Genomic DNA, 23,552 nt, shown 5'->3' with positions numbered 1-23,552 from the left:
ATTACTCACAGTTAGGGCTCAGAAAGTCATACAGCTCTCGTGAGCGATAACACCAGGCTTCGGCCCGATTGACAGACATTACGGGCATCAAAGCATTACAGATAATCACTTCGTCAGCCGCCGCCAGCGCATCCAGCGGCGCGGCGACGACCTGCAACTGATAGTCCGATTGTTCCAGCAATTTCATAATATGGCGACGTGTCAGGCCATCGACGCCGGACTGCGAAACGTCCGGAGTAAAAACCTGTTTGCCGCTGCGCCAAAATAAATTGGCCGCACAGCATTCCACTAGCCTATCGTGAGTGTCAAGCACCAGGGCCTCGTCAGCCTCCTGCTGCTGGTCGAGGTGTCGGCGGATCATCACCTGCTCCAAACGGTTCAAATGTTTTATGCCGGCAAAGAGCGGGCTTCGCGCTAATTTTACCGGGCTGAGCGACAAAGAGATGCCATCCCGACGCCAGTTCTCGTAATGCTCAGGGTAACCACTGTGCATGACCATCCGTACCGGTGCTTCACATCCCAGAGGACTGTACCCTCTTCCCCCCACGCCACGAGTCACGATGGCTTTTACCACACCGCTCGTCTTCCCCTCAGCAGCCTGTTGCATCTCTGCCGACAACAAGTCCCAGTCGATATCCGGAAGCATCAGCACCAGTGCCGCGTGCTGTAGTCGCTGAATATGGCATTCGAGCCACACCACACGTCCGTTGAGCACCCGAGCCGTGGTAAAACAGCCGTCGCCGTACTGTACGCTACGATCAGAAGCGGGCAAATACTGGTCTAATACCCCATTAATCAACCACATAGATTCAATTCCACTTTATGACAGAAAGAGTGAGCTCAAACTCACGACCAAGGAAAATTAACCTTAGCCTTTTTATTCAGGCAAAAAAAAGCCCGGAAGATCCGGGCTTTCATCAAGTTCTGACGTCAGACTTTGCGGAAGACCAATGAACCATTGGTACCACCGAATCCGAATGAGTTACACAGCACGTATTCCATGCCGGAAACCTGACGAGCTTCATGAGGCACGAAATCCAGGTCGCAACCCTCATCCGGGTTATCAAGGTTGATCGTCGGCGGAATAGCCTGATCGCGCAGCGCGAGAACACACATAATGGATTCCACTGCTCCAGCTGCACCCAGCAGGTGACCTGTCATTGACTTGGTCGAGCTGACCATCACACGTGATGCGCTATCGCCGAAGACGGATTTCACCGCCTGAGTTTCGGCTTTGTCGCCAACCGGAGTCGACGTGCCGTGCGCGTTGATATAGCCCACTTGTTCTGCGGTGATATTAGCATCACGGAACGCATTGACCATTGCCTGCGCGGCACCAGCACCATCTGACGGCGGTGACGTCATATGGTACGCATCGCTGCTCATGCCAAAGCCGGTGATTTCAGCATAAATTTTAGCGCCGCGGCGTTTAGCATGCTCGTACTCTTCCAGCACCATAATACCGGCTCCATCGCCCAGAACGAAACCGTCCCGGTCTTTGTCCCAAGGACGACTTGCCGCCTGCGGGTCATCGTTGCGGGTTGAAAGCGCACGGGCTGCGCCAAATCCCCCCACACCCAACGGAGTACTTGCTTTTTCCGCACCACCGGCCAGCATGGCGTCAGCATCGCCATAAGCGATGATACGGGCAGCATGACCGATGTTATGTACGCCAGAAGTACAAGCAGTCGCGATGGAGATGCTTGGTCCTTGCAGACCGAACATGATGCTCAAATGACCGGCAACCATGTTGACGATGGTGGAAGGGACAAAGAAAGGACTGATTTTACGAGGGCCGCCACGTACCAGAGCCGCGTAGTTTTCCTCAATCAGTCCCAGACCGCCAATACCCGAACCAATGGCAGCACCAATACGTCCGGCATTGGCTTCTGTGACTTCTAGGCCTGAGTCTTTCATAGCCTGAATACCGGCCACGATGCCGTACTGAATAAAAGCATCCATCTTGCGAGCATCTTTACGCGAAATGAATTCTTCACTATTAAAGTCTTCAACTAAGCCAGCAAAACGTGTTGCATAGGCACTAGTATCGAAATGTTCAATGGGTTTGATACCACTCTGACCGGCAAGCAAAGCCTTCCAAGTTGACTCAACTGTGTTGCCGACAGGAGATAACATGCCCAGACCAGTCACAACTACACGACGCTTAGACACGCTGATCCTCCAGGGAGGGAAAATACCGAGGTATTAAAGGGAACTTAGGCGGTCGAATGACCGCCTAGATATGTTCGTTACTGCTGGTTTGCCTGAATGAAATCAATCGCTGCCTGAACAGTAGTGATTTTTTCAGCTTCTTCGTCTGGAATCTCGGTATCAAACTCTTCTTCCAAAGCCATTACCAGCTCAACGGTGTCAAGAGAATCAGCGCCGAGGTCATCAACGAAGGAAGCATTGTTTACGACTTCTTCCGGCTTAACACCAAGCTGTTCAACGATGATTTTCTTAACGCGTTCTTCGATAGTGCTCATACTCTTAAATTTCCTATCAAAACTCGCTTTCGCGATGGTTTTCGTAGTGTATAAAATGTTGAAAAAGATGCAACAAAATCAGTACTGGTCGAGCCAGGATTTTGTGCTTTTTGCAGATTTCGCTGCAAATTCAAGCAAATATAATCTGACTTATCAGATCATATACATGCCGCCATTAACATGCAATGTTTCTCCGGTGATGTAACCCGCTTCTTCAGAAGCTAAGAACGTAACAGCACTGGCAATTTCTTTCGCATCACCCAGGCGTCCAGCAGGAACACCAGCCAAAATGCCCGCACGCTGCTCATCTGTCAATGCTCGAGTCATATCGGTTTCAATAAAACCCGGAGCTACAACGTTGACGGTTACGCCACGAGAGGCCACTTCCTGCGCCAAAGATTTGCTGAACCCAACCAGCCCGGCTTTAGCGGCCGAATAGTTGGACTGCCCAGGATTACCGCTGGTGCCGACCACTGAGCCGATAGTGATGATACGGCCAAAACGCTTTTTCATCATGGAACGCAAAACGGCTTTGGATAAGCGAAATACAGAACGCAGGTTCGTATCCAGCACGTCCTGCCACTCTTCATCTTTCATGCGAATCAGCAGATTATCGCGGGTGATGCCAGCGTTATTCACCAGAATGTCGATATCGCCAAATTCCGACTTGATAGAAGCCAAAGTCATTTCGATCGAGGACATATCCGCGACATTCAGGACATATCCTTTACCGTTCTCCCCCAGCCATCCGCTGATATCGGCGGCTCCTTTTTCGCTCGTCGCCGTCCCCATCACTTTCGCACCGCGCACGACCAGTGACTCCGCGATAGCACGACCAATGCCACGACTAGCACCGGTTACAAGAACAATTTTTCCGTCAAAGCTCATCATCTATTCCGTTTATTGATCAAGGGCTGTTGATAAGGAAGCGGAATCATTGACTGCGGACGCAGTCAGCGTATCCACGATTCGTTTAGTTAGTCCGGTCAGTACTTTACCCGGCCCAACTTCTAAAAGTTTCTGCACGTCCTGAGCGGCGATGTACTCGACGCACTCAGTCCAGCGAACAGGGTTGGAAAGCTGGCGCACCAGCGCGCTGCGGATGGCTTCCGCCGACGTTTCAGCACGGACGTCCACATTGTTCACAACGGGAATTTGAGGCGCGTTGAAAGTGACGTCCTCCAGCGCTTCAGCCAGCTTACGTGCAGCGGGTTCCATCAGCGCGCAATGGGAAGGCACGCTGACCGGTAGCGGTAGCGCTCGTTTCGCCCCAGCGGCCTTACAAGCGGCGCCAGCACGTTCAACGGCTTCTTTATTGCCTGCGATAACCACCTGCCCCGGAGAGTTGAAGTTCACCGGTGAGACAACTTGTCCCTGAGCAGCTTCGGCACAGGCCGCAGCGATGGTGTCGTTATCAAGGCCGATAATGGCATACATGGCACCCGTATTTTCCGGCACCGCTTCCTGCATCAGCTTGCCGCGTAACTGCACCAGACTGACCGCCTGCTTGAAGTCCATTACGCCAGCGCAAACCAAAGCAGAATATTCACCCAGACTATGGCCTGCCATCAGTGCTGGTGTTTTACCGCCCTGCTGCTGCCAGGCGCGCCAGATGGCGACCGAGGCGGTCAATAGCGCTGGCTGCGTTTGCCAAGTTTTGTTCAATTCTTCTATCGGGCCCTCTTGAGCCAGTTGCCACAGGTCGTAACCCAGCACGGAGGAAGCTTCATCGAATGTGTCCTTGACTACCGAATTCGTCTCCGCCAGTTCAGCCAGCATGCCGACTGATTGGGAGCCTTGTCCCGGGAACACCATTGCAAAATGCGTCATAATCAGAAAGTCCTGTTTAATCAAAATCGAAACAGAGCAGAACCCCAGGTAAATCCACCGCCGAAAGCTTCAAGTAATACCAGCTGTCCGCGTTTGATACGTCCGTCACGCACGGCTTCATCCAACGCCGCGGGTACTGAAGCGGCAGAGGTATTGCCATGGCGATCGAGCGTGATCACCACTTTATCCATGCCCATGCCCAGTTTTTTGGCTGTCGCATTGATAATACGCAGGTTTGCCTGATGCGGAACCAGCCAATCCAGCTCGGCTTTGTCCAGTTTTGCCGCCACCAGCGTTTCTTCAACAATGTGAGCCAGCTCCTTAACGGCGATTTTGAAGACTTCATTGCCCGCCATTGTCAGATATTCCGGCGTTTTGTTGGTGCGCGCCTGGTACGGCAAAGACAGAAGCTGGCCGTAGTGGCCGTCGGCATGTAAATGCGTAGAAAGGATGCCTGGCTCTTTAGAGCGGGATAACACGACGGCGCCAGCGCCGTCGCCGAACAGAATCATCGTTCCACGATCTTCCGGATCCAAAGTACGCGTTAACGCGTCGGCGCCGATCACCAGAGCATAATCAACGGAGCCACTCTTAACATACTGGTCAGCCACGCTTAGTGCGTAGGTGAAGCCTGCGCAGGCAGCCGCCAAATCGAATGCAATCGTGTCCTGAATGTCCAGCATCTGCTGAACCTGGCAGGCCGAACTCGGGAATGCATGGCTGGAAGAGGTCGTTGCAACGATCAGAAGTCCGACTTTGCTTTTATCGACACCGGCCATTTCAAGCGCTTTTTGCGCTGCATGGAAACCCATGGTGGCCACACTTTCGTTCGGCCCTGCGATGCGGCGTTCGCGGATACCGGTGCGAGTCACAATCCACTCGTCTGACGTATCCACCATTTTCTCTAAATCAGCATTCGTCCTGATTTGTTCGGGTAAATAGCTTCCCGTTCCAATAATTTTTGTATACATGTAAGCTCAATCACTCTTGGGTAATACAGACGTGAGTCGTGCGGCGATTCTTTCGGGAATCCGTCGTTGTACCGTCTGCACTGCCTGTTCAATCGCTACCGCAAACGCATTCAGGTTTGCAGCTCCATGGCTCTTTATCACTGTCCCACGTAATCCTAGCAGACAAGCCCCGTTATAGTGGTCAGGGTTTAGGTGGCCAAAACGCCTGGATAGACGTTTTTGCAACCAGCGTCCCAATAATTTCAGCCACCAAGACTGTTTTTGTCTACGATCTGAACCTGAGGAGGATTTCAGAAGAGACAGAAACATTCTAACGACGCCTTCCATCGTCTTTAGCGTGACGTTGCCAACGAACCCATCACACACCATAACATCCGTTTTGCCGGTCAGTAGCTCGTTGCCTTCCAGGTAACCGGTGTAGTTAATAGACGATGTCGCTTTCAAACGCGCCGCAGCCTCGCGGATGTTATTTAGCCCTTTACTTTCTTCTTCACCAATGTTTAACAGCGCCACCCTGGGGTTGCTCAGTCCCAGAACCTCTTCCGCCATGACCGCCCCCATCACGGCAAACTGCACAAGCATGGTGCTGTCGCACTCCACGTTGGCGCCCAGATCCAGAACGACCGTCTTACCATGCTGTTGATGCGGCAACATCGTTACTAGCGCCGGACGTTCAATACCGTCAGCCGGCTTCAACAACAATTTTGCTAGCCCCATAAGCGCTCCGGTGTTCCCAGCACTTACGCAAGCCTGAGCACGCCCTTCCTTGATAAGCTCCAATGCAATTCGCATGGAAGAACCACGGCTGGCGCGTATAGCTTGGGACGGTCTGGCATCGCCCGCTATTACCGTTTCAGCCGGTACGATTTCCAAACGGGAAAACAAGGAGGAATCGACTTTGCTAAGTAATGGAGTGAGCGTTGTAGGATCGCCAACCAGCAGCAGATAAAGATTGGGATTAGAAGCCAGTGCCTGCAATGCAGCAGGCACTGTTACGCAGGGACCAAAGTCCCCGCCCATTGCATCTAACGCCAGAGTCAGGCGTGTCAAAGCATGTCCTTGCGATTAAGCAGGAATTACTTAGCAATGACCTTGCGACCGCGGTAGTAGCCATCCGCAGTTACGTGGTGACGCAGATGAGTTTCGCCAGAAACTTTATCTACGGATACGGCAGTTGTGGTCAGAGCATCGTGAGCACGACGCATACCACGTTTGGAACGGGTTGGTTTATTCTGTTGTACGGCCATGGACCTTACTCCTTCAATTACTTACACTTTAAACTAGCTAATACGGCAAATGGATTTGGTTTTTCCGCCTCTTCAGGCAGTTCTCCAAACACCATGTCCGCTTCGGACACTTCACAGTGTTCAGAATCATGCACCGGTGCGATGGGCAATGAAAGAATAATTTCATCTTCTATCATCGCCAGCAAGTCTACCTCACCAAACTCATTGACCTGGATCGGTTCATACGCTTCCGGCAGGGCTTCGGCCTGCTCATCATTGATGACCGGGCTAAAACATAACGTGGCGTGGACCTGATGTTCGAAAGGCTTGCCACAGCGCTGGCACCGTAAGGTTACCGTCACATCGGCACGTCCATCGATAACAGCCAAACGCTGGTTGTCAATGTTGAACGATAAAGTCGCTTCGACATCGCTATCCACACTAACCACTGATTCGGCAACCCGCATCACCTGTTCAGCTGTATAGACACCAACATAATCTAATCGCTTTTGAGCAGTGCGAGCCGCTTCGAGGGTTAAGGGTAATTTTACCTTTTGCATAGGGCGCGCATATTAGCGTCGTAACGACATAGAGTCAAAGGAAAAGGTGGGGATGGAAACTTTCACGGGAGTTCGCATCGGAAGCTAAACGCGGTTTAGAATGAACCCTATGTTCAGGTCACTATCTTACTATAACCATGTCTAATATTGTTCTCGCTTCAACGTCACCTTACCGCCGTGCGCTGCTTGAAAAACTCAATATTTCTTTTCAGTTCGCCTCTCCGAGTATCGATGAAACCCCCTTTCCTGAGGAAGATGCTCCCACGCTGGTTGCGCGCCTGGCAATGGCCAAAGCGAGGTCGTTGGCTGACGCCTACCCGAGCCATCTAATTATTGGCTCCGATCAAGTCTGTGTATTGAACGGCAATATCACCGGCAAGCCTCACGATTATGAACGCGCTTTTGCCCAGTTGAGTCAGGCCAGCGGCAGTCACGTCACCTTTTATACCGGGCTTGCGCTGTATAACAGCCAAAGCGGGCACATGCATTACCTAGTAGAACCTTATGAGGTTCATTTTCGAACGTTGGCGAATAGAGAGATAGATAACTATATAAAGAAGGAACGGCCTTTCGACTGCGCGGGAAGTTTTAAGAGCGAGGGTCTCGGTATTACTTTGTTTGAGCGGCTTTCGGGACGCGATCCCAATACGCTGATCGGGCTACCGCTTATCGCTTTATCAGACTTGCTCCGACAGGAGGGCGTAAATCCTCTTTTAATTTGCTGACTTGTATGTTTACCGCACCCGACTCGCTGACAGATGCGGTACTCGATTACGGCTTGTGGTTGCGCAAGACTTGTAGACAACGGCGTAATTCTTCATCTAACGGCGCTTCTACCCGTAAAGTCTCGCCGGTGCTGGGGTGTTCGAACTTCAAAGCCTGAGCATGCAAGAACAGACGTTTAAGGCCCGTATCCGCCAGGTAATTGTCAAAATCCCGATCGCCATAACGGTCGTCAAAAGCGATAGGATGCCCCGCATGGAGAGTATGTACGCGAATCTGGTGTGTCCGCCCGGTCACCGGGCTCGCTTTAACGAGCGTAGCGTGCTCGAATCGTTCCTCAACCTTAAAGCGTGTCTCCGACGGCTTTCCTTCGCTGTTGACGCGGACGATACGCTCACCGCTCTGCAGGATATTTTTCAGCAGCGGTGCCTGAACGACTTTGCAATGGGATTGCCATTGTCCACGCACCAGCGCGATATAATCTTTCTGCACCGCTTTGCTCCGCAGTTGTTCGTGGAGCGCACGCAAAGCCGACCGTTTCTTAGCGACCAACAGGACGCCGGAGGTATCTCTGTCCAAACGGTGTACCAGCTCCAGGAAGCGAGCTTCAGGCCGAAGAGCCCTTAGACCTTCGATAACTCCGAAACTGAGACCGCTCCCCCCGTGGACGGCGGTTCCTGACGGCTTATTGAGTACCAGCAGGTAATCATCTTCGTAAATAATACAATCCGCCAACGCCGACACTTTAGCCAGCCCGGCGGAGACCGGTGCTTCTTCACGTTCGGACGTTCTCACCGGCGGGATGCGGATCATATCGCCGTCGAGCAATTTGTACTCTGGCTTCACCCGTTTTTTATTTATACGTACTTCGCCTTTGCGCAAAATACGATAAATCATACTTTTCGGCACACCTTTTAATTTTGTGCGCAGAAAATTGTCGATGCGTTGACCCGACTCTTCGTCGGAGACTGTCAAAAACTGTACTGATGGGTTCTCTGTTTTCATGAGCCAGAATTCTAAAGAGCGTGGGTAGATAGCGCCACATCTTTTTCTATGCTTAACTGTGAGTCTGACTTATGAAGTTAATAGTCAGCTTCTGTAACAGTGACGATGCGCGAATTTCGTGCATTGCTGTCTCAGAGCGGTTGATAACTTCATTTTGACAGGCAAAGTCACCTTGCTATCGGCATATCAGCAATGGAATAATGCTTCGGCTTTCCGCGCTGTTTACCTGAAAAACAAGGGAAATTGCGGAATTATTATATTTGCCTGATGAGTCACAACGCAGCAATGGCGTAAGACGTAGCGATTTATCAAGCAGTTAGCGAGCTGCGGTGAGCAGTTTGGCCGGCAAATGGAATCAGATCTGGCACCTATTTTCAGAAGCTGTTCCCGCAATAAATGCGCTGCTTTCCATCAGGAAATACAGGCTACCGAAACATGCGTCTCTATGCAGACGACAACCGGGAGGTTGACGCCCCTGCGATAAGCCACGAGGCCATCGGTTCATTCCGGTCACACCCCGCTTTCACCGGCAGCTCTATCCATAATGCAAGTTAAGAATAACGAGTAAGTTACGATGAAAAGAATGTTGATTAACGCGACTCAGCAAGAAGAGTTGCGTGTTGCCTTGGTTGATGGTCAACGCCTCTACGATCTGGATATTGAGAGTCCGGGCCATGAGCAAAAGAAAGCAAACATTTATAAAGGTAAAATCACGCGTATTGAACCGAGTCTCGAAGCCGCTTTTGTTGATTACGGCGCCGAACGACACGGCTTTCTTCCTCTCAAGGAAATCGCACGCGAATACTTTCCCAGTCACTATGCTTCTCATGGCCGCCCAAACATCAAAGATGTTCTGCGTGAAGGCCAGGAAGTCATTGTGCAGGTGGATAAAGAGGAACGCGGCAACAAAGGCGCGGCGCTGACAACGTTTATCAGCCTCGCCGGTAGCTACCTTGTTCTCATGCCAAATAACCCTCGTGCCGGCGGGATCTCACGCCGCATAGAAGGCGATGACAGAACCGAACTGAAAGAAGCGCTGAGCTCCCTGCAACTGCCTGAAGGCATGGGCCTGATTGTGCGTACTGCAGGCGTAGGTAAATCCGCAGAAGCCCTGCAGTGGGACCTGGCGTTTCGCATCAAACACTGGGAAGCCATCAAGAAAGCCGCTGAAGGTCGCCCAGCGCCGTTCCTGATCCATCAGGAAAGCAACGTGATTGTGCGCGCCTTCCGCGATTATCTGCGCCCGGACATCGGTGAAATCCTGATCGACAACCCCAAAATTCTGGAACGCGCCAAAGAGCACATCGCCTCACTGGGTCGTCCCGATTTCAGCAGCAAGATCAAATTGTATAGCGGTGAAATCCCACTGTTCAGCCATTATCAGATCGAATCCCAGATAGAGTCAGCCTTCCAACGCGAAGTGCGTCTGCCTTCCGGCGGCTCCATCGTGATCGACACGACCGAGGCGTTGACGGCCATTGATATCAACTCCGCACGCGCTACCCGCGGCGGCGATATCGAAGAAACCGCTTTCAACACCAACTTGGAAGCGTCCGACGAAATTGCCCGTCAGCTGCGTCTGCGCGACTTGGGTGGACTGATCGTTATCGACTTTATCGATATGACGCCTGTCCGCCATCAGCGTGAAGTTGAGAATCGCCTGCGCGATGCCGTCCGTCAGGACCGCGCCCGTATTCAAATTGGACGTATTTCACGTTTCGGTTTGCTGGAAATGTCGCGTCAGCGCCTGAGTCCTTCGCTGGGCGAATCCAGTCATCATGTTTGTCCGCGTTGTAGCGGAACCGGGACGATTCGCGATAACGAATCCCTGTCTCTGTCCATTCTGCGTTTAATCGAAGAAGAAGCGTTGAAGGAAAACACCAAAGAGGTGCAGGCGATTGTGCCTGTTCCGATCGCCTCCTACCTGCTGAACGAAAAACGTGACGCGGTTAATGCCATAGAACAACGTCAAGGCAGCGTCCGCGCCGTTATCGTACCGCACGACGGCATGCAGACGCCGCACTACTCCGTTGTACGTATCCGTAACGGCGAAGAAAAACCGGCTCTGAGCTACATGCTGCCGCAAATGCTGGATGCTGAAGTCCAGCAGGCCCAGGAAGAGCAGATTGCCGAGCGTAAGCTCCCTGAGCAACCCGCTCTGGCGACGTTTACCCTACCGGATAATCTTCCTACGGAAACGCCGACACCGGCTGCCGCCCATAAAGCTCAGTCCGTTGCGCCTCAGAAATCCGGTCTCATTCGTCGCCTATTCGGATCCTTAAAAGGCATATTCGAGGCACCTCAAGCTGAAACGGAAGAAAAAACGCAACAGCCTCAGGTCGAAGAAAACGACGTTCGCGAAAACCAACCACGTCAGGATCGTCGCAACAATAATCGCCGCCAATCCGGCAATCGTCGCGACCGCACTGAACGGACGCCGCGTGAAACCCGTGAGCCACGCGACGATCAGCAGCGTCGTAATAATAAACGGACGCAAAACGTAACCAATGACACGCAAACTCCGACCGTTGATGCACAGGAAAAAGAAGCGCGCGAAGAGCAACGCCGTGAGCAACGCGCGGAGCGTCAGCGTAACCGACAGGAAGACAAGCACCAAGCTCAGCAGGAAGTAAAAGAGCTGAACGCGGTGGCTGAAACGGAAGCTTCGGCATCAGAGCAGGAGAAGCCCGCTCAGGTGATGGCGCGCCGTCAACGTCGTCAGCTAACGCAGAAGGTTCGTGTTATAGATGACGCGGATAGCGCTGTCCCAGTTAAGCCGTCCGTTGAGACCACCCCGTTAACGGAAATCGCCGCGCCGTCCACAGTGGAAACCAACTCGGAAAACAATGGTGGAGATAATCGCGACAATAACATGCCGCGCCGTTCGCGCCGTTCGCCGCGCCATCTACGCGTTAGCGGCCAGCGACGTCGCCGTTACCGCGATGAGCGCTATCCGGTACAATCTCCAATGGTTGTCGAGCAGGCGGCTTCTGCGCCGGAAATGGCCTCGGGCAAAGTGTGGATTCACTACCCTATAACGCAACCTCATCCTGAAGTGCCAGAAACTGTTGTTCAGGCAGAAGATGCGATTACCATTCCTACGGTGACGGAATACGAATTGCTGTCTAGCGCGATCGCGGAAGAAATCGTAGAAGAAAACAACGAGTCGACGGAAACTCAAAGTAGCGATGTGATTGCTCCGGAAGAAGAAGTGACCGCTCAGCTGCCGTTGGAAACCCGCGTATCGCGTGAAGAAACAGTCACTGCGGACGACAATGTCCAAAAAGCGGAAGAAGCGAGCGCAGAGGAGCCAGCTCCGGTCCAATACGCCGTGGCGGATAATGACCACGCTGAAGCCGCTGAAATTGCAGCGTCTGTGACAAAGGAAGCTGCCGAGACGGTTGAGGAACTCGTTGAGCAACCCGTAGAGGCTGTTCCTGCCGTGACGGAAAAACCGGTCGAAAAAGCGACTCAGCCGACATCCGATGCGCGGCCAAGCTTTAAACATCACGCAAAAGCGCCGATGACGAAAGCACCGGCTCCGCAGTATATACCTGAAGAGCCGAAATCCAGCGACTGGCAACGTCCCGCGTTCGACTTCAGCGGAAAAGGGTCTGCTGGTGGCCATGCTTCAGTTAACAGCGCCAGCGCCCCGGCAACCAAGCCAACCGTTGAAGAGTAATCACAAAAAAAGCGCCACGTAACCTACGTGGCGCCCGCTTTATTCCTGAAATGCCCGTCAATGACGGGCATTTTTTATGTGTTAGACGATCTGGGTCATCAGCTTAATATCGACGGAAACGGTCTTACCTTCCATACCGGCGACCAGCCTCTGGAAGTGGGGTGTTTTTTCATGCATCTCTAACGCTTCTTTGTTTTTCCAACGCTCAATGAACACAAAAGCACCTGGCTTATCTATTTCCGCATGCAGGTCGTACTGCAGATTACCGGCCTCTTTGCGGCTGGGTTCTACCGCTTGAGTTACCGCATTCGTGATTTCTTTCACGTACTCTGGTTTTGCCTGAAGGCAAGCGACGACACGAATTTCCATTTTTTCCTCTTCTCGCGTTTTGCGAATGTATTAGCTCTTTTAATATGAAACGCCAATAAAAGAAGAATTTCAACCACTTCAAAACATTCGGGTGCATTTCAACCACTTTACGCTTATGCTTGTCACCCGCCGTAATCAGTCTTATGACCGCTATGTTAATCACTGACCGCCGGAGCAAAATCCATGACCCCCATCCCAACCGCCCTGAAAATCCGCCGTCCCGACGACTGGCATCTGCACCTACGTGACGATGATATGCTAAAAGCGGTATTACCCTACACCAGCACCGTTTTTGGCCGCGCCATAGTCATGCCAAACCTGACACCGCCCATCACCACCGTCGCGGCAGCAGAGGCCTATAGAACGCGCATTCTTGCCGCTATCCCTTCTGATCATCATTTTCATCCGCTGATGACCTGTTATTTGACCGACACGCTGGACCCGCACGAGCTGACTCAGGGTTTCCTACGAGGGGTATTTACAGCAGCTAAACTCTACCCCGCGAACGCCACCACCAACTCAAGCCACGGCGTGAAAGACATACGCGCTATCTATCCGGTTCTAGAGCAAATGCAGAAGTTAGGAATGCCCTTGCTCGTGCATGGTGAAGTTACGGATCCCGAGGTGGACATTTTCGATCGTGAAGCTTGCTTCATCGATCGCATCATGGAGCCAATACGCAAACATTTCCCCGCACTAAAGGTCGTTTTCGAACACATCACGACGCGCGATGCGGCACACTACGTTTTGGCTAACGATGAGTATCTGGCGGCCACCATTACGCCGCAACATTTGATGTTCAACCGCAATCACATGTTGGCGGGCGGAATACGTCCTCACCTCTACTGCCTGCCTATACTCAAAAGAAATGTGCATCAGCAGGCCCTGCGCGATGCCATAGCCAGTGGTTCGGGAAAATTCTTTCTAGGTACGGACTCTGCGCCGCACCTTCAGCAGAGCAAGGAGTCCTCGTGCGGCTGCGCAGGCGTGTTCAACGCACAGGCGGCACTCAGTGCATATGCTACTGTCTTTGAGGAAATAGGAGCGCTAGAACATCTGGAGGCTTTCTGCTCACTTAACGGTCCGCGTTTCTATGGCCTCCCAGTTAATGAGGACTTCATCGAATTATACCGGGAACCAATCATCTTCCCAGAACACATTGATGCTAAAGGGAAAAAAATCATCCCCTTTCTGGCAGGACAACAGCTCAACTGGTCTGTCCAATAAGCTAGCACCCTGCCGAAAGGCAGGGGAAAGTTCGTTTTTCTTCGACTTTATACCTCTTGCGTTTTATCAGGGACAGCTGTATAAATAAACAGTCCCGTATGGAGGTTATTATGCGCGTTGAAATCACTGTAGCAAACACCGTTAAGTTGCCCGCCGGCGCTATTGACGCCTTGACCAAAGAGTTAAGCCACCGCATTGAAGCACATTATCCCGACACCGCAATTTTGGTGCGTTATGCCGGGTCGAATAATCTCAGTGTTTTCGGTGGCAATAAAGATGACAAAGAGAAAATCAGCGAGATTCTACAAGAGACTTGGGAAAGCGCTGATGACTGGTTTCTTTCAGGACGCGACACCGAGTAAAGATCGCTCATTCTCATTTGTAGCCACATGCCTGTTATTTTTACATACTCTTTTTTACTGCAATATGCCCTTCTTGTGATGACTGCACTCGGTTCTCTGGATAGAAAATTCGAGTGCTATTTAATTAAATCAGCAATATCCTCAACGCGTCTCATCAAAATAAAGGATCGTGCATCAGTGCGCTGAGTTGCCTGAAAAGGATTTGAATTGTAGGTCAATTCCTGCCCCGCAGAGGTAATATAATTATCGGCCTGACAGCAGAACGGAAATCACCCGACCAAATAAAGAACAAAAAATGACCAGTTTTGCGAACGTTTACAATAAAATTCCATAAATAGCGTCAGGAGAGATATACTGATTGAGCAATTATAGATAGGAGTCACCTAGAACCTCGTTTAGTCACTCACGCTAGTAACTAGTCATAAGGGGTAATTATGGATATAAAAAGTGAAGTTATTCAAACACATCCACTTGTGGGTTGGGATATCAGCACCGTCGATAGCTACGATGCGATGATGATCCGTTTACACTACCTCTCTACCGCGGACCAGGCTCCCGATGAAGCTCAGGTTGATCGTACTTTGTGGTTAACCACCGATGTGGCAAAGCAACTCATTAATATTCTTGAAGCGGGTATTGCCAAAATCGAATCAAATGAATTTGAGCCTATTGATTATCTGAAGCATTAAGGTTTTTTTCTATCGTGCGTTATTATCACCAGAGACACCGCCTCCCGAGGCGGTGTCGCCTTTTATATGAATATAAAATCACGCCATTGTCTCAATAATTCACATCTCTAATTATTTTTATTCCCGATAAGCCGCTCACAGTTTAAAAATTTCGGCACTATTATTTTTCGCATTGAGGTCGATGACGACTATTATTTTAGGTAATGCAGTCGTTTAGCTGAAAGACATTGGGATAGCTCATTCAAAATGATTGATAAATAAAATCATCATGTTAAAAGCAATAATTTTATATTGATTTTATTTTCACCTGTGTTTAATTTTCTTCTGACTTAATAGCAACTTCACGATAAGGAATGTGGTCATGCTTTGGCGCAATACGTCATCTCAATACGGTCATATCAGCGCGCTACTTCACTGGATCGTCGCGCTGACCGTCTACGGCATGTTTGCACTTGGTCTATGGATGGTCTCGCTAGGCTATTACGATACCTGGTACCACAAGGCACCCGAAATACACAAAAGTATTGGCATTCTACTTTTTCTTGTCATGCTGTTTAGGGTGATATGGCGAAAAATCAGCCCCGCCCCTTCGCCGCTTGCCAGTTATTCACGATTCACCCGAATTAGCGCCGCTTTGGCGCATATCCTTCTCTACCTTCTGTTGTTCAGTATTCTTATTAGCGGCTATCTGATTTCGACGGCGGAAGGTCAGCCAATTTCTGTGTTTGGTTGGTTTTACGTGCCCGCGATGCTAAGCGGGCTCAGGGGTCAGGCCGATGTCGCAGGAGACATCCATTTTTATCTTGCGTGGGGCGTCGTCATTTTGTCGGTCCTGCATGCATTAGCGGCACTAAAGCATCACTTCATCGATCGTGACAGCACGTTAAAGCGGATGCTGAGACGCAGCGTCCATTAAACCTCGGGATTGTTAGGAGAATACCAATGTTAAAGAAAACGTTATTGGGTTTACTACTGGCTTCATCAGTTTCCTACGCAGGTTCCGCCCTTGCTGCGGATTATAAAATTGATAAAGAGGGCCAGCATGCCTTCATACAATTTCGAATCAAACATTTGGGCTACAGCTGGTTGTACGGCACGTTCAAAGATTTCGACGGCACCTTTACGTTCGACGAAGCGAATCCAGCTGCTGATAAAGTGAACGTGACGATCAAAACCGACAGCGTAGATACTAATCATGCCGAACGTGACAAACATATCCGCAGCGCGGATTTCCTGAACGTGGCGAAAGCGCCTCTGGCGACCTTCACCTCCACCAGTGTGAAAAAGCAGGGTGACGATTTGGATATCACCGGCAACCTGACATTAAACGGCGTCACCAAGCCGGTAACGCTGGATGCCAAGCTGCTGGGACAAGGGGACGATCCATGGGGTAACTACCGTGCAGGTTTCGAAGCTAAAGGGAAGATCAAGCTGAAAGACTTCAACATCACTAAGGATCTGGGGCCCTCCTCACAAGACGTCGAGCTGATTATTTCGCTTGAAGGTGTCCGTCAAAAATAATGCAGTCGGTAGAGCCCCGTCATGGACAGGGGCTCTTTTTTCTCAACGATGTTACTCTTGATCCCTGGCGGGTGGCGGCAAGACCGTCTGCAGCAATTCCCTGGATTTATTAAAGATCTTCATGCCGTTTTCTCTTTCACACCTTAGCCTACGCTGTTCATCCAGCGGCAGAGTCATTTCCTGCTGACAAGCTGGACCACAGCAACCTTCATATTTTTCCGCGCACTGAGGGCACTGTATAAAGAGCAAATGACACCCCTCATTGCGGCAGTTGGTGTGCGTATCGCATAAGACACCACATTGATGACAATGAGCGATTACCTCTTCGGAGACCCGCTCGCCCATACGCTCATCAAAGACGAAATTTTTACCAATAAACTTGAGGGGAAGCCCCTGAGCCTTCGCTTGACGGACATACTCGATGATTCCGCCTTCGACGTGGAACACATTTTTATACCCGTGATGCAGCATGTAAGCGCTGGCTTTTTCACAACGAATGCCCCCCGTGCAATACATGACGATATTCTTTTCACGATCGTCGGCCAACATTTCCGCTGCCATGGGTAGCTGCTCACGAAAAGTATCAGACGGTACTTCCAGCGCATTTTCGAAGTGGCCCACTTCATATTCATAATGGTTGCGCATGTCGACAAACACTGTCGAAGGATCATCCGCCATCCGATTGACCTCTTCAGCTTTCAGATAATGGCCAACCTGTGATGGGTCAAACGTAGGATCATCAATCCCGTCGGCTACAATCCGTTTCCGCACCTTCATTCTTAATACCCAGAACGATTTACCGTCGTCTTCCAGTGCAATATTCAATCGGATGTTGTTCAAAGCAGGATGCGACTGATACAACCGGGCCTTAAACGCCTCAAACAGGCTTTGGGGAACGCTAATCTGCGCATTGATCCCCTCTTCTGCAATATAGACACGGCCAAACACGTTTATTTCCGTCAACGTCACATAAAGCGCGTCGCGAAATGCCTGGGGTCCGTTCAGTTGAAAATATTTATAGAAGGAGACTGTGGTGCGAGGCTCGGTTTCAGCAAGCATGCGCGCCTTCAGTTCCTCATTGGAAACACGGTTATGTAACACTGGCATGGTGTACGATCCTGTTTAAAGTGAGGTTAACGACATTAATTTTGTGTTAGCATTTTGTTGCTAGCGGAATAGCGCGGCATGATACACCAGCTATTCGCCTCTGTCAGTCAGAGAGAGCTCCCCTACAAAATATCAATGCAAGCTACACAAGGAGGATTGATGACTAGTTTCAGCACGACGGTTTCGTCATAATACCGGCCTCTTGTGATTGGCGACCGTTCCATCAAAGGTTAAAAACCATCGCTAACCGGTGCTATGATAGGCAACCGACTAAATCTATATAAAAATCAGCTTGTAGCACATTCCAAATGCGCCACTTAACGCCATATTAAACTACTCTTCGAAGTGGTGTTCTGAAAATCCCATTAACACAAGGCGTGATTTACCGCCATTTTCGATATTAAGGCCATGACAACAATCCCCTCTTTCAACCGTTCGCTGTTGCATCCGCGCTATTGGCTAACCTGGCTGGGCATAGGCATCCTCTATCTGGTCGTCCTGCTTCCTTATCCGATCATTTACCGTATAGGGACTCATCTTGGACGCCTATCTATGCCCCTATTGAAGCACCGCGTTCAGATAGCTCGACGCAATCTGGAGCTCTGTTTTCCCGACATGTCTGCAAAAAAGCTCGAAGCATTAGTACGCAGCAATTTCGAGTCGGTCGGCATGGGCGTCATGGAAACCGGTATGGCGTGGTTTTGGCCAGACTGGCGTATGGCCCGCTGGTTCAAGGTCTCGGGACTGGAGAATATGCACCCCCTGCGCGAACAGAATCGAGGGATCTTGCTGATCGGAATTCACTTTTTGACGTTGGAACTCGGCGCTCGCATTTTCGGTATGCAAAACGCAGGGATCGGCGTTTATCGCCCGAATGACAATAAGCTGATTGACTGGCTGCAGACCTGGGGCCGCATGCGCTCCAATAAGTCCATGCTGGACCGTAAAGATTTGAAAGGCATGATCCGTGCCCTCAAACAGGGAGAAATACTCTGGTATGCCCCTGACCACGACTATGGTCCGCGCAGCAGTGTGTTCGTACCGTTGTTTGCCGTCGATAAAGCCGCGACGACGGCTGGCAGCTATATGCTCGCACGTAGCGCAAAACCGGCGGTCGTTCCTTTTGTCCCCCGCAGGCTGCCTAACGGTAAAGGCTATGAGCTCATCATTCAACCCGCCGAACTGGATATACCGTTTGAGAATGAAATCGCCACAGCCACCTGGATGAACCACGTTATTGAGCAAAATATCATGCTGGCCTGCGATCAATACATGTGGCTGCACCGCCGGTTTAAGACGCGTCCCCAGGGAGAGCCCCCTTTGTACTAATGCTTTTCCTACCGTTACGGATCGACGCCTGTCCACGGGCAACGACTGCAGAACACCAAATACTCTCTTGCCTTGTCCGACGCTCACGAACTCGTAGATAAAAAAACCCGATGATTTCATCGGGCTTTTTACTATACCGGTGGTACTAACCCACTCAGCTATGTCACATCACGATTTCACCGGCGGAGCCGATAGGGTTTGATAGTGCTCAGTCCAGTCAGTGTAACGTTGAGGCTCCTGCCAGACATGGTAATGCATACGTGAGATCGTAACCGGGTCGCTGAGCAGTGCCAGTCGTTGACTATTTTCGACCTCTTGTGGTTTGAGGCTCAAAGCCTCCGCCACACGCTGTTCACGCACATCGTCAATAGGCTGGCTGAAACAGTGCCGAGCCGTGGCCATCCCACTGGCTAACGCGTTAATCGTCGGGTCAAAGACCGCATGCATAAATCCGTTGTTCAGCTTGCGTTCGCGATTGAGGCGGAAGTACTCATCCGTAGCTACCAGTTCACGCGGCGGATTATACTCTTCCGGGATCAGCAGCAGCTTCGCACGTTTGCAGGCCAGCCCAAGATTTGCACGGCTGGAGTACACCGAAACCCAAGGAGACAGAATCAACGAGAAGACGATCGGCGCCAGCCACCACAAGAAGCGGAGATCCAGCCAGGCCATTCCCAGCGCCCAGACCAGTCCCAGCACCAGTTGAGAACCATGACGGGTGAATGCTTCGCCCCATGAGGTTGCATCATCATCACGTTGCGGAGAGTTCCACTGTACCGACCAGCCTAGGAAAGCACTGACGACGAATACCGTGTGGAACAGCATTCTGACCGGAGCCAACAATACGGAGAACAGCATTTCCAGCAGCAATGAAACAAACAGCCGGATTGCGCCGCCGTAGGGCTTGGCCCCTTTGGCACAGGCCAAAATGACGCTCAGTAATTTCGGCAAAAAAAGCAGAACCAGCGTAGTAGAGAATAGCGCGATGGCCAGCTCAGGTCGCCACTGCGGCCATACCGGGAACAACTGGCGTGGCTGCAGGAAGTACTGAGGTTCCATCAAAGTATGCACAACCTGCAATGCGGTCGATAAGGCCAAGAACATAAACCACAACGGCGCGGAGAGGTATGACATCACCCCGGTCAGGAACACAGCGCGATGCACCGGATGCATGCCCTTGACCAGGAACAGACGGAAATTCATCAGGTTGCCATGACACCAGCGGCGATCACGCTTCAATTCATCCAACAGGTTCGGTGGCAGCTCTTCATAACTACCGGGCAGATCGTAGGCGATCCAGACCCCCCAACCAGCTCTTCGCATCAGCGCGGCTTCGACGAAGTCATGAGACAGGATCGACCCGGCGAAAGAGCCTTCTCCCGGCAGCGGTGCCAACGCGCAGTGCTCAATAAAGGGTTTAACGCGAATGATGGCATTGTGCCCCCAGTAATGGGACTCGCCCAACTGCCAGAAATGCAGCCCTGCCGTAAACAACGGTCCGTAGACCCTGGTCGCGAACTGCTGACATCGCGCATATAGCGTGTCCATACCAGATGCTCGAGGCGATGACTGGATAATCCCGGCATTTGGATTCGCTTCCATCAGCCTGACCAGATTGGTCAAACAATCTCCACTCATCACGCTGTCGGCATCCAGTACCACCATATAGCTGTACTGACTGCCCCAGCGACGGCAGAAATCATCGATGTTGCCGCTTTTACGTTTTACACGACGCCGGCGACGGCGATAGAAGATATGCCCCTCGCCTCCGACTTCGCGACACAAATCCATCCATGCCTTCTGCTCAGCGATGCAGATATCGGGATCGTTGCTGTCACTCAACACATACATGTCGAAGTGCGCTAACTGCCCAGTCGCCTCAACAGACTCATAGGTCGCCCGCAAACCGGCAAATACCCGCTCTACGTCTTCATTACAAATCGGCATGATTAACGCAGTGCGATGTTCCGGATTCAGGGGCTCATTGCCTACCGTGCTGGACGAGATGCTGTATTTATCCTTGCCGATCAGCAGTTGCAGAAATCCCATGAGCGCAGTCCAGAAGCCTGCAGAGACCCAGCAGAACAGAATGGCGAATAAAATCAGAATGCCGCTTTGCAGCACGTAGGGCAGCAGTTGCATAACGGTACGCAGCCAGTCCTGGTGCGCCATCTCGAAGGGATCGATCAGCGCCCATCCTTGATACGGCAGGATGGTTTTCATGTACCAGGTCGCGATTGTCGTTTGAAACAGCGTCAGAATCAGAAGGATGTAGCGACGGATCGTACCCACGGTACGCCACCTGCTCTCTTCTTTGTTTTCCTGCGCCGTAACACGGCGGTGGCGAGGCGCAGTCGACTGCCCCAAAATGCCATGCCACCAGCGCACCAGCGGGTTGGTTTGCCAGGCATCGGGAAACATCACGGCGCGTTTGATCTTAGGCATCGCCTGGATCGCAGTACGCCCTTCCCGATCTTTGATCAGCTGTTTTTCCTGGGACGGATTGTCTCCCCACCCCATTTCCAGACGGCGCTTCACGGAGATTAAGGGCAAATCATCTTCGGACCGAAGATTCACCGAATCACCATGGGCTAAAGCCCGATGTACTTCAGATGGGTTTGGGGGAGTCGTTGAATGCGGGAGGGATTCACGCAACGTCTCTGCCTGCTCGGCAGGCAGAGACAATTTCTCGACATAGTCGAGAGAGGAAGTTGACTTATTCATTGGCAGGCAACTGATAGCTCCATGTTTCAGTCAAAGTAGTCTCGCCATTCACCAACGCTGCACGCATTTCCGTAGGCTTTTTACTGTCCTTCACGCGCAGACGGAGCGTCAAACGCCAACCTTTGGTTACAGGGTTGTACCGGACGCTGTTTTCGACGATTTCACCGTTATCAGCAATGCTCACCTGCGGCGCGACCAGCGTAGCCGGATCCATGTCTTTCATCTGCGAACCGACGAAATCCACCAGGAAAGCAATTGTCCCATCCGGCTGACGGATCAGGTTCGACTGCTTCACGTCCCCCGTAGAACGCATGGTCTGCTTAACGTAGGCAATGTCAGGAGAATGCAACGCATCTTCATCCGTTGTGAAATGCAGGCGGTATTTCACATCCAGCGGCTTTCCTTTTTCCGGCAATGTATCCGGCGTCCAGAAAGACACGATGTTGTCGTTGGTTTCATCCGCCGTCGGGATTTCCACCAGCTCAACCTTCCCTTTGCCCCAGTCGCCTTTAGGCTCAACCCAACCACTCGGACGTTGATCGTAACGATCGTCCAGGTCTTCATAGCTGGAGAAATCACGACCGCGCTGCAGCAGGCCAAAACCTTTGGGGTTCTCGACAGTATAGGTGCTGACGGACAAATGTTTCGGATTGTTCAGCGGACGCCATATCCACTCGCCATTGCCGGCATGAATGGAAAGGCCATTTGAATCATGTAGGTTCGAACGGTAGTTCAACGTCGGCGAAGGCTGATTAGGTCCGAACAGGAACATACTGGTTAGCGGCGCAATGCCCAACTTGCCGACGTTATCACGCAGATAAACTTTGGCCTGAACGTCTACGACGCTGTCACGCCCCGGGTAAACAGTAAAGCGGTAAGCGCCCGTCGAACGCGGCGAATCCAGCAGCGCGTAAATCACCAGATGCTTGTCATTAGGTTTAGGACGTTCGATCCAGAATTCACGGAAACGCGGGAATTCTTCACCAGAGGGCAGTGCCGTATCGATAGCCAGTCCACGAGCAGACAGACCATAAGTCTGTCCTTTGCCGATAACGCGGAAATAGCTCGCGCCCAGCATGCTGACTATCTCGTCGTTTTTATCCGTCTGATTGATGGGGTACAGAATTTTAAAACCAGCAAACCCAAGGTTTTTCACCGCTTCACGGTCGTGGTTGACTGAACCAAAGTTGAAGTAGTCAGGCGAATATTTGATTTCTTTTACCGAGGTAGCGGTAACTTCATTGATTTTGACAGGGATGTCGAAGTACATGCCCTGATGGTAAAACTGCAGCTTGAATGGGGTGGGTATTGCGTTCCAGTACGATTTATCCTGATTGAAACGAATCTGCTGATAGTCGGCGAACTTCATGTCGCGGAATTGATCGGGCAGATTACTTTTCGGTGCTTCAAACCCCTTTGCTGCCAGTTTTTCCGCCTGTTGCGCGACATCATCAATGGAAAATGCCCACGCAGGCAAAGACGCCAAAGACAGCATGACAGCGGCTGAGAGCAAGCGAAGATTGTTGACTCGCTGTTTAACCTTAAATTTATTAACCAGCACATCTCCCCCTGTATGTGTGCTTCAATCAACTAAAATCCATATTAATGGATAAGTTAGCTATCCGACAACTTCATAAAAATTTGGTTCATTATGATAGGTCAGCGTTTAAACAACGGCTATCTCTATTCGTCATTTAATCCCGATTTAAAGGGGGGATCGATGATTCCCGTTTCCCTTTTC

The 23,552-nt window shown here is 51.2% G+C and carries 22 protein-coding genes; 8 read left to right on the top strand and 14 right to left on the bottom strand.

Annotated elements, in window-relative coordinates; translation table 11 throughout:
* Position 1 precedes the first annotated feature (1 nt).
* From pabC to yceD, 9 genes are all read right to left on the bottom strand, one after another.
* Positions 2-805 (bottom strand): aminodeoxychorismate lyase, encoded by an 804-nt coding sequence (pabC, locus tag I6N93_RS06675; protein WP_085685964.1) that lies wholly within the window; start codon positions 803-805, stop codon positions 2-4.
* 125 nt (positions 806-930) lie between these two features.
* The gene (fabF, locus tag I6N93_RS06670; RefSeq protein WP_085685966.1) at positions 931-2,172 is read right to left on the bottom strand and encodes a beta-ketoacyl-ACP synthase II; all 1,242 of its coding nucleotides are present in this window, start codon (positions 2,170-2,172) and stop codon (positions 931-933) included.
* 77 nt (positions 2,173-2,249) lie between these two features.
* Entirely contained in the window at positions 2,250-2,486 is a 237-nt protein-coding gene (gene acpP, locus I6N93_RS06665) for an acyl carrier protein (protein WP_012765204.1), read from the bottom strand.
* Between the two features lie 153 nt (positions 2,487-2,639).
* Entirely contained in the window at positions 2,640-3,374 is a 735-nt protein-coding gene (fabG, locus tag I6N93_RS06660) for a 3-oxoacyl-ACP reductase FabG (RefSeq protein ID WP_085685968.1), read from the bottom strand.
* A 12-nt stretch (positions 3,375-3,386) separates the two neighbouring features.
* The gene (fabD, locus tag I6N93_RS06655) at positions 3,387-4,316 is read right to left on the bottom strand and encodes an ACP S-malonyltransferase (protein WP_085686151.1); all 930 of its coding nucleotides are present in this window, start codon (positions 4,314-4,316) and stop codon (positions 3,387-3,389) included.
* Positions 4,317-4,336: 20 nt separating this feature from the next.
* Positions 4,337-5,287 (bottom strand): beta-ketoacyl-ACP synthase III, encoded by a 951-nt coding sequence (locus tag I6N93_RS06650; protein WP_085685969.1) that lies wholly within the window; start codon positions 5,285-5,287, stop codon positions 4,337-4,339.
* Between the two features lie 6 nt (positions 5,288-5,293).
* The gene (plsX, locus tag I6N93_RS06645) at positions 5,294-6,337 is read right to left on the bottom strand and encodes a phosphate acyltransferase PlsX (protein ID WP_085685971.1); all 1,044 of its coding nucleotides are present in this window, start codon (positions 6,335-6,337) and stop codon (positions 5,294-5,296) included.
* 26 nt (positions 6,338-6,363) lie between these two features.
* Positions 6,364-6,534, bottom strand: a complete 171-nt coding sequence (gene rpmF, locus I6N93_RS06640) for a 50S ribosomal protein L32 (RefSeq protein WP_026740382.1) — start codon at positions 6,532-6,534, stop codon at positions 6,364-6,366.
* Between the two features lie 17 nt (positions 6,535-6,551).
* Entirely contained in the window at positions 6,552-7,073 is a 522-nt protein-coding gene (yceD, locus tag I6N93_RS06635) for a 23S rRNA accumulation protein YceD (protein ID WP_085685972.1), read from the bottom strand.
* A 137-nt stretch (positions 7,074-7,210) separates the two neighbouring features.
* On the opposite strand from yceD, the gene I6N93_RS06630 reads away from it, so the two are divergent.
* Entirely contained in the window at positions 7,211-7,798 is a 588-nt protein-coding gene (locus I6N93_RS06630; protein WP_085685974.1) for a Maf family protein, read from the top strand.
* A gap of 46 nt (positions 7,799-7,844) precedes the next feature.
* Here I6N93_RS06630 and rluC read toward each other — a convergent pair whose 3' ends face one another.
* The gene (gene rluC / locus I6N93_RS06625; RefSeq protein ID WP_085685976.1) at positions 7,845-8,801 is read right to left on the bottom strand and encodes a 23S rRNA pseudouridine(955/2504/2580) synthase RluC; all 957 of its coding nucleotides are present in this window, start codon (positions 8,799-8,801) and stop codon (positions 7,845-7,847) included.
* Between the two features lie 574 nt (positions 8,802-9,375).
* On the opposite strand from rluC, the gene rne reads away from it, so the two are divergent.
* Positions 9,376-12,483 (top strand): ribonuclease E, encoded by a 3,108-nt coding sequence (rne, locus tag I6N93_RS06620; RefSeq protein WP_085685978.1) that lies wholly within the window; start codon positions 9,376-9,378, stop codon positions 12,481-12,483.
* A gap of 81 nt (positions 12,484-12,564) precedes the next feature.
* Here rne and I6N93_RS06615 read toward each other — a convergent pair whose 3' ends face one another.
* Positions 12,565-12,852 (bottom strand): putative quinol monooxygenase, encoded by a 288-nt coding sequence (locus I6N93_RS06615; RefSeq protein WP_085685980.1) that lies wholly within the window; start codon positions 12,850-12,852, stop codon positions 12,565-12,567.
* Between the two features lie 183 nt (positions 12,853-13,035).
* Between I6N93_RS06615 and pyrC the strand changes: the two genes are divergently transcribed.
* The 5 genes from pyrC to I6N93_RS06590 all read left to right on the top strand — a co-directional run bounded on the left by pyrC (position 13,036) and on the right by I6N93_RS06590 (position 16,651).
* Complete coding sequence (gene pyrC / locus I6N93_RS06610) at positions 13,036-14,079, top strand: dihydroorotase (protein ID WP_085685982.1); 1,044 nt, start codon at positions 13,036-13,038, stop codon at positions 14,077-14,079.
* Between the two features lie 110 nt (positions 14,080-14,189).
* Positions 14,190-14,441 carry a DNA damage-inducible protein I gene (gene dinI / locus I6N93_RS06605; RefSeq protein ID WP_085685984.1) on the top strand — a complete coding sequence of 84 codons (252 nt, stop codon included), beginning with the start codon at positions 14,190-14,192 and terminating at the stop codon, positions 14,439-14,441.
* Between the two features lie 434 nt (positions 14,442-14,875).
* Positions 14,876-15,130, top strand: coding sequence for a biofilm formation regulator BssS (gene bssS / locus I6N93_RS06600; RefSeq protein WP_026740390.1), 255 nt, complete (start codon positions 14,876-14,878; stop codon positions 15,128-15,130).
* A 361-nt stretch (positions 15,131-15,491) separates the two neighbouring features.
* A complete protein-coding gene (locus tag I6N93_RS06595) occupies positions 15,492-16,046 on the top strand; it encodes a cytochrome b (protein ID WP_085685986.1) in 555 nt (184 codons plus the stop codon).
* Between the two features lie 26 nt (positions 16,047-16,072).
* A complete protein-coding gene (locus I6N93_RS06590) occupies positions 16,073-16,651 on the top strand; it encodes a YceI family protein (protein ID WP_085685988.1) in 579 nt (192 codons plus the stop codon).
* 51 nt (positions 16,652-16,702) lie between these two features.
* Here the strand turns inward: I6N93_RS06590 and trhO are convergent, their stop codons facing one another.
* On the bottom strand, positions 16,703-17,758 hold the full coding sequence (gene trhO / locus I6N93_RS06585; protein WP_085685989.1) for an oxygen-dependent tRNA uridine(34) hydroxylase TrhO: 1,056 nt from the start codon (positions 17,756-17,758) through the stop codon (positions 16,703-16,705).
* Positions 17,759-18,166: 408 nt separating this feature from the next.
* Between trhO and I6N93_RS06580 the strand changes: the two genes are divergently transcribed.
* Positions 18,167-19,087, top strand: a complete 921-nt coding sequence (locus I6N93_RS06580; protein WP_085685991.1) for a Kdo(2)-lipid IV(A) acyltransferase — start codon at positions 18,167-18,169, stop codon at positions 19,085-19,087.
* Positions 19,088-19,255: 168 nt separating this feature from the next.
* Here I6N93_RS06580 and mdoH read toward each other — a convergent pair whose 3' ends face one another.
* Both mdoH and I6N93_RS06570 read right to left on the bottom strand, forming a co-directional pair.
* Complete coding sequence (gene mdoH / locus I6N93_RS06575; protein WP_085685993.1) at positions 19,256-21,811, bottom strand: glucans biosynthesis glucosyltransferase MdoH; 2,556 nt, start codon at positions 21,809-21,811, stop codon at positions 19,256-19,258.
* Positions 21,804-23,372: a glucan biosynthesis protein G gene (locus tag I6N93_RS06570; protein WP_085685995.1), complete on the bottom strand. Its 1,569-nt coding sequence runs from the start codon at positions 23,370-23,372 to the stop codon at positions 21,804-21,806. The genes mdoH and I6N93_RS06570 overlap by 8 nt, the downstream gene beginning before the upstream one ends.
* Between the last annotated feature and the right edge of the window lie 180 nt (positions 23,373-23,552).

Origin of the sequence: Lonsdalea populi (genome assembly GCF_015999465.1) — a bacterium.
GTDB lineage: Bacteria > Pseudomonadota > Gammaproteobacteria > Enterobacterales > Enterobacteriaceae > Lonsdalea > Lonsdalea populi.
This window is presented reverse-complemented; position numbering and strand designations above follow the sequence as displayed.